This is a genomic window from Streptomyces sp. PA03-6a (assembly GCF_033792765.1).
In the GTDB taxonomy this organism is placed as follows: domain Bacteria; phylum Actinomycetota; class Actinomycetes; order Streptomycetales; family Streptomycetaceae; genus Actinacidiphila.
Genome location: NZ_JARAVK010000355.1, coordinates 1 through 7,270, shown reverse-complemented (window position 1 = coordinate 7,270; position 7,270 = coordinate 1). Strand labels below are relative to the sequence as shown.

6 protein-coding genes are annotated in these 7,270 nt (G+C 71.9%); 1 reads left to right on the top strand and 5 read right to left on the bottom strand.

Annotated elements, in window-relative coordinates:
• The 3 genes from PV350_RS42735 to PV350_RS42725 form a co-directional block, all read right to left on the bottom strand.
• Positions 1–310 (bottom strand): hypothetical protein (locus PV350_RS42735; protein WP_500338779.1); only part of this gene is annotated, 310 nt, incomplete at its 3' end.
• Between the two features lie 536 nt (positions 311–846).
• Entirely contained in the window at positions 847–1,752 is a 906-nt protein-coding gene (locus PV350_RS42730; protein WP_499513919.1) for a PadR family transcriptional regulator, read from the bottom strand.
• Position 1,753: 1 nt separating this feature from the next.
• A complete protein-coding gene (locus tag PV350_RS42725; protein WP_499513920.1) occupies positions 1,754–2,623 on the bottom strand; it encodes a DUF4097 family beta strand repeat-containing protein in 870 nt (289 codons plus the stop codon).
• A gap of 257 nt (positions 2,624–2,880) precedes the next feature.
• Here PV350_RS42725 and PV350_RS42720 point away from each other — a divergent pair, with 257 nt between their 5' ends.
• Positions 2,881–3,450, top strand: a complete 570-nt coding sequence (locus tag PV350_RS42720; protein WP_499513921.1) for a DUF4232 domain-containing protein — start codon at positions 2,881–2,883, stop codon at positions 3,448–3,450.
• Between the two features lie 24 nt (positions 3,451–3,474).
• On the opposite strand, the gene PV350_RS42715 is transcribed toward PV350_RS42720, so the two are convergent.
• Together PV350_RS42715 and PV350_RS42710 are read right to left on the bottom strand one after the other, a co-directional pair.
• Positions 3,475–3,654, bottom strand: coding sequence for a DUF6104 family protein (locus PV350_RS42715; RefSeq protein WP_431967379.1), 180 nt, complete (start codon positions 3,652–3,654; stop codon positions 3,475–3,477).
• A gap of 158 nt (positions 3,655–3,812) precedes the next feature.
• Positions 3,813–7,270: multifunctional oxoglutarate decarboxylase/oxoglutarate dehydrogenase thiamine pyrophosphate-binding subunit/dihydrolipoyllysine-residue succinyltransferase subunit (locus PV350_RS42710; RefSeq protein ID WP_500338778.1), on the bottom strand; the 3,458-nt coding region annotated here is incomplete at its 5' end.

Sequence of the window (7,270 nt, the reverse complement as noted above, 5' to 3'; positions counted from 1 at the left end):
CCGCGGGTGCGCCCGGCCGGGGGAGCGTCGGGGGAGCCGCCATGCGCGCGGCGATCCTGCCCCGGGGGGATTCCCCGACGGCGGGCCTGCGCATGGCGACTTCCGCGCGGGAGCGGGGCGGCCGGTCGAGGTCGACGACCTCGGGTGCCTCGGCGGCCGCCCCCCTGAGGCTTTCGGCGACCAGGCCGACGAGCCGGACGACGCTCCCGCGGAGCGTGCCCGAGCCGGTTCCTGCGGTGGCCGTCTCGCGTGCGCCGTTCCGGGTGCCGCCCTGGGTCCTGCGGGGTTCACGGGCGTTCCTGGGGGTCACGGTCACCACCTCCGTCCGATCGGCCAAGAACTCCGCCCCGCACCGCGCGGGACGGCCGTCGTCATGGGGCCACCGGGATTCCCGCCGCCTCGGACACCCCGGTCCGCGGCACTGTGGCCACCGGGCAGTCGACCGGCCGGGCCACCGCCGGGCCGCGGGCACGGCTCCCCCTGGGCCGGCGCGCACCCGACGGCGCCCGGCCGGAGCCGGTGCCGTCGCATCGGAGAGCCTGCCAGCGGACGGGGGCCGCGGCATCGGGGAACTCCCTACGTCCTGCGCTGCGGGCCCCGCCCGGGTCCGGACTTCCGCCCCGCCGGCGGGGCCCTGACGCATCGGGGACGACCCCGTCCGGGCCCTGCGGCTAGGCCGTGTCGTCAAAGTCCCGCCTGCCCAGCGGCGCCTGGCACGGCACCTCGCTGCGTTGTCGAATCGTCCGAGTAGCCCACTACGAGGACGACTCTCCGCCTTACGATGCACCGCACCAGACGCCGCTGGGCCCGCCCTCCGGGCGGCCGGCGCTCCTTTGACGACGCGGCCTAGTCCCGGCCCTTGTGCTTGCCGCGCAGCACGACGCCGATGTGGGCGGCCGCCGTGGACAGATGGCGGCGGACCTCGCGCAACTGCTCGGCGTCCACGCCGTTGTCGCGGGCGGCGTCGCGGACGTCGTCGCGGAAGCGGTCCAGCAGGCGCTCCAGGTCGCGGGCAGGGTCCTCGGTCACGGCGGCGTCCTCCGCGCCCCACTCGGGCGCCTCGGCGGGCTCGGGCTTCACGTACGGCGGCCAGGAGGTGGAGGTGCGGCCGAACTGGCCCAGCTCCCGGGTGAGTTCCGCCAGCCCCTCGCGGACGCCGGTCTGCCAGTCGCCGCGCCGGACGTGGTCCTGGACCTCCTCCTGGACGCGGCGCGCGATGCGCTGCACCTCGTCCCGTGCGGCGTCCTGGGCCTCCTTGGCGGCGCGCTTGGCGGTGCGGGCCTCCTCGCGGGCCTGCCGGATCTCCTCCTTGGAGCGGCGCATCTGCTCCTTCCAGTCCGCCGGGGAGGACTTCGGCTGGGTGTGCGCCGCCTGCTGGGCGGCCGCCCGGATCTCGCGCCGCAGGTCGCCCGCGGCGCCGCGGACGTCCTCGCGGATCTCGGCGGCGAGCGTGGAGACGGAGTCGCGGATCTCGTTCTCCAGGTCGGCGATCTCGTCGCTGCGGGAGGCGAGTTCCGCGCGGCCCGCGTCGGTGATCGAGTACACCTTGCGGCCGCCCTCCGTGGAGTGGGTGACCAGGCCCTCCTTCTCCAGCTTGGCCAGCCGCGGGTAGACGGTGCCGGCGGAGGGGGCGTACAGGCCGTGGAAGCGCTCCTCCAGCAGCCGGATCACCTCGTAGCCGTGACGGGGGGCCTCGTCCAGCAGCTTGAGCAGGTAGAGGCGGAGCCGGCCGTGGGCGAAGACGGGGGCCATCTCAGACGTCCTTCCGGAACGGATCGGCGTCCGCGGGTCCGTGGTCCTCCTGGGGCGGGCGGCGCAGCAGCGCGATCGCGCCCGACACCGTGGTGGCCTTCAGCCGGGAGCCGCCGGACCCCATCCGGCCGGAGATCCGCTTGGCGCCCCACTGCCCGCTGACCCGCAGCTCGTCGAAGGCGCAGGAGACGTCGCCGCTGGTGGTGTTGGCGTCCACCTCGGCGTCCCCGGGCTCCGGGATGCGGATCGCGATCTCCCCGGAGACCGAGGTCAGGCGGACGTCCGCGCCGCTGCGCGGGTCCAGGTCGAGCACCATGTTGCCGCTGACCGAGTCGGCCTTGACGGCGGCGCCGCTGCCCTCGACCACGGTCAGGTCGCCGGAGACGGTGTTGACCCGCAGGTCGCCGGAGACCGCCTGGGCCTCCACGTTCCCCGCGACCGTCTCGGCGGTCACCGGGCCGGCCTGGCCGACCAGCGTGATGTCGCCGTTGACGCCCCGTACGGCGGTGCGGTCCGAGATCCCCGAGATCACGGCGTTCGCCCCGACCACCCCCACCGACACGCTGGTGCGCTGCGGGACCGCGAGCGAGACGACGGCGTGCCGCCGCCAGCCCTTGCGGTCGAGCCACTTGAGCAGGCCCTTCCAGGGCAGGTCCTCGTAGGTGACGGTGAGCGTGCCGCCCTCGTGCGACACGATCAGCGGGGGGCCGTCGAGCTCGCTCACCTCCAGCCGCGCCGGGCCCTCGTCGACGCCGACCACGTTGACGGCACCGTTGACGATCCGGACGTGCAGGGTGTCGACGCCTGCGTCGAAGACCATCTTGTGCGGCTCGGTGACCGTCCACTCCCGTGAGCCGGGGGTTCCGCTCATTTCGCCCCTCCTTGGGGTCACCCGGGCACGCCGGGTCAACGCCGACAACGCAACATATCGCGTCTCTCGATAGACACGATATATCGCGTGGATCGGAAGTCAAGGGAGCGCCGTGGGCGCCCCGGTGGCGGTTCGCGGCGGAACGGCGCCCGGGTACGGCCGGTCACGCGGCGAACGGGTGAGGTCCTCCCCGCGGGACGCGGCGCCGTGCGCGCCGCGAGCGGCCGTACGGGCGCCGGGTGATGTGCTCATCCCTCATGGGCCCTCGAACCGCCACCGCCACCGCCGCGACCGTCCTGCTCCTGACGGGCCTCGCCCTGGCCGCCTGCGGCACCCGTACCGAGACCGGTGGGCCCGCCGCCGAGGTGAGCCCCGCGAACGCCCGGGTGAGCGCCTGCACGGCCGGCACGACCGCCGTACGCTTCCTGGCCGCCGCCGTCCACGCGACCGCCTCGCAGCCCGCGGTCGCCCGGGTCGAGCTCACCAACACCTCGGGCGCCCCCTGCAGGCTGACCGGCGCCACGACCCTCACCGCGAGGGACGACCAGGGCAAGGCCGCCCCCGTCGAGGCGGACAACTCCGCCGCCGGCACCGAAGCCGTGGAGCTCCGCGGGGGCACCACGGCCGTCGCCGAGGTCCGCTACACCGACCTCAACGTCGAGGGGACCCCCTCGGCACGCGAGGTCTGCCCCGTCCAGGCCTCCCGCGTGCAGGTCGCGCTCCCCGACGACGTGGCCCGTACGGTCGAGGTCACCACGGCCGACGGCACCCCGGCGGTCTTCAGCGTCTGCGGCGACGGGGTCCGGTTCGGCGCCTTCCGCACCTGAGCCCGGCGGTCCCGCCGCTCGCGGCTACTCGTCCTCGTCGTCGTCCAGCCGGGCCAGCCACGTCGCCAGCCGCTCCACCGGGATCTCGAACTCCGGGTTGAGGTCGACGAACTCCCGCAGCCGCTCGGCGAGCCACTCGAAGGTGACCTCCTCCTGGCCGCGCCGGTTCTCCAGCTCCTCGATGCCGCGGTCGGTGAAGTACAAGGGGTGCTCCGGATCAGGGTCGAAGGATGACGTACCAGGCCAGGATAGGTACTCCCGCCGCCCGGGCCGGGGCCCCCTCCTGCCGGCCCGCGTACGCGCAGGGGTCCCGCACTCGACGAGTGCGGGACCCCTGCGCGTCGTACCGGGGACTACGGGCCTCAGAGCTCGAAGACCTCGTGCACGAGCTGCTCCTGCTCCTGCTGGTGCCGCTTGGCGGAACCGACCGCCGGCGACGAGGAGGACGGACGCGACACACGACGCAGCCGGTCGGCGTTGTCGGGCGCGGCGCCGAGCACCAGGTCGAGGTGGTCGATCAGGTTGAGGGCGATGAACGGCCAGGCACCCTGGTTGGCCGGCTCGTCCTGGGCCCAGACGTACTTCTGGGCCTTGGTGAACGGGGCCAGGGCGGCCTGGATCTCCAGGCCCGGCAGCGGGTAGAGACGCTCGATGCGGATGAGGGCGGTGTCGAAGGCACCACGCTTCTCACGCTCGGCGACGAGGTCGTAGTAGACCTTGCCGGAGCAGAAGACGACCTTGCGGACGTCCTCGGGCTTGACGGTGCCGTCGCCGATGACCGGCTGGAACTGGCCGGAGGTGAACTCCTCCGTCTTCGAGGTCGCCGCCTTCAGGCGCAGCATCGACTTCGGGGTGAAGACGATGAGCGGCTTGTGGTGCGGGTTGTGGACCTGCCACCGCAGGAGGTGGAAGTAGTTCGCCGGGGTGGTCGGGACCGCGACCGTCATGTTGTTCTGCGCGCACAGCTGCAGGAAGCGCTCGATGCGGGCGGAGGAGTGGTCCGGGCCCTGGCCCTCGTAGCCGTGCGGCAGCAGCAGGGTGACGCCGGAGGTCTGGCCCCACTTCTGCTCGGCGGAGGAGATGAACTCGTCCACGACGGTCTGGGCGCCGTTGACGAAGTCACCGAACTGGGCCTCCCAGGCGACCAGCGCGTCCGGGCGGGCCAGCGAGTAGCCGTACTCGAAGCCCATCGCCGCGTACTCGCTGAGCAGCGAGTCGTAGACGTTGTAGCGCGCCTGGTCCTCGGCGAGGTAGAGCAGCGGGGTGTAGTCCTCGCCGGTCTCCCGGTCGACCAGCACGGCGTGCCGCTGGCCGAAGGTGCCGCGGCGGGAGTCCTGGCCGGCGAGCCGGACCGGGGTGCCCTCCATCAGCAGGGAGCCGATGGCGAGGGTCTCGCCCATGGCCCAGTCGATGGTGTCGTCCTCGACCATGGCCGCGCGGCGCTGCAGCTGCGGCATCAGACGCGGGTGGACGGTGATCCGCTCCGGGATGTTGACCTGGGAGGCCGCGATCCGCTTGACGGTCTCCTGGCTGATCGCGGTGTCCGCCGGGACGGGGAACTCCGGGCCGGTGGCCTGGTTCTCCTCCTCCTGCGGGGCGGCCGGCGCGGTCGCCTCGCGGACCTCGGTGAAGACCTTCTCCAGCTGGCCCTGGTAGTCCTGCAGGACCTGCTCGGCCTCTTCCAGGGTGATGTCGCCGCGACCGATGAGGGACTCGGTGTAGAGCTTGCGCACCGAGCGCTTCTTGTCGATCAGGTCGTACATCAGCGGCTGGGTGAAGGACGGGTTGTCGGCCTCGTTGTGACCGCGGCGGCGGTAGCAGATGAGGTCGATGACGACGTCCTTGTTGAACGCCTGGCGGAACTCGAAGGCGAGCCGTGCGACGCGGACCACGGCCTCCGGGTCGTCGCCGTTCACGTGGAAGATCGGCGCCTCGATCATGCGCGCGACGTCGGTGGAGTACATCGACGAGCGCGAGGACTCCGGGGCGGCGGTGAAGCCGACCTGGTTGTTGATCACCACGTGCACGGTGCCGCCGGTGCGGTAGCCGCGCAGCTGCGACATGTTCAGGGTCTCCGCGACGACGCCCTGGCCGGCGAAGGCCGCGTCGCCGTGGAGCACGACCGGCATGACGGTGAAGTCCGTGCCGCCCTTGCCGATGACGTCCTGCTTGGCACGGGCGATGCCCTCGACGATCGGGTCGACCGCCTCCAGGTGCGAGGGGTTCGCGGCCAGCGAGACGGTGATCTGCTCGCCGTCCAGGCCGGTGAAGGTGCCCTGGGCGCCCAGGTGGTACTTCACGTCGCCGGAGCCGTGCATCGACTTCGGGTCGAGGTTGCCCTCGAACTCGCGGAAGATCTGCGCGTACGACTTGCCGACGATGTTGGCCAGCACGTTCAGCCGGCCGCGGTGGGCCATGCCGATGACGACCTCGTCCAGCCGCGATTCGGCGGCGGCGTCGATGACGGCGTCGAGCAGCGGGATGACGGACTCGCCGCCCTCGAGGGAGAAGCGCTTCTGGCCGACGTACTTCGTCTGCAGGAAGGTCTCGAAGGCCTCCGCGGCGTTGAGGCGGCGCAGGATGCGCAGCTGCTCGTCGCGCTCGGGCTTGGTGTGCGGGCGCTCGACGCGGTCCTGGATCCACTTGCGCTGCAGCGGGTCCTGGATGTGCATGAACTCGATGCCGACGGTGCGGCAGTACGAGTCGCGCAGCACTCCGAGGATGTCGCGCAGCTTCATCAGCGACTTGCCGGCGAAACCGCCGACGGCGAAGTCGCGCTCCAGGTCCCACAGGGTGAGGCCGTGCTCGGTGATGTCGAGGTCGGGGTGCTTGCGCTGCTTGTACTCCAGCGGGTCGGTGTCGGCCATGACGTGGCCGCGGACCCGGTAGGAGTGGATCAGCTCGAAGACGCGGGCGGCCTTGGTGACGTCGTCGTCGTGGCTGGCGTCGATGTCCTTGAGCCAGCGGACCGGCTCGTAGGGGATGCGCAGCGCCTTGAAGATGTCGTCGAAGAAGTTGTTCTCGCCCAGCAGGAGCTGGTTCATGATGCGCAGGAACTCGCCCGACGCCGCACCCTGGATGACCCGGTGGTCGTAGGTGCTGGTCAGCGTCATGACCTTGGAGATGCCCAGCTTGTTCAGGGTGTCCTGCGAGGTGCCCTGGAACTCGGCGGGGTAGTCCATGGAGCCGACGCCGAGGATCACCGACTGGCCGGGCATCAGGCGCGGCACCGAGTGGACGGTGCCGATGCCGCCGGGGTTGGTGAGCGAGACGGTGACGCCGGAGAAGTCGTCCATCGTCAGCTTGCCGACCCGGGCGCGGCGGACGATGTCCTCGTAGGCCTGCCAGAACTCGAAGAAGTTGAGGGTCTCGGCCTTCTTGATGGCCGCGACGACCAGCTGGCGGTCGCCGTTGGGCTTGACCAGGTCGATGGCGAGGCCCAGGTTGACGTGGTCGGGCTTGACCAGCGTCGGCTTGCCGTCCTTCTCCGCGAACGACCAGTTCATCGCGGGCATGATCTTCAGTGCCTGCACCATGGCGTAGCCGATGATGTGGGTGAAGGAGACCTTGCCGCCACGGGCGCGCTTGAGGTGGTTGTTGATGACGATGCGGTTGTCGAACAGCAGCTTCACCGGGACGGCGCGCACGGACGTGGCCGTGGGCAGCTCCAGCGAGGCGTGCATGTTCTTCGCCACGGCCGCGGACGGGCCGCGCAGCGTCACGTACTCGGGTCCCTGGGCCGCCTCGGTGGCCGGGGCGGCCTTGGCCGTCGGCTGCGGCTGCGCCGGAGTGGGCTTCTCGACGGCGGGCTTCGCGGGGG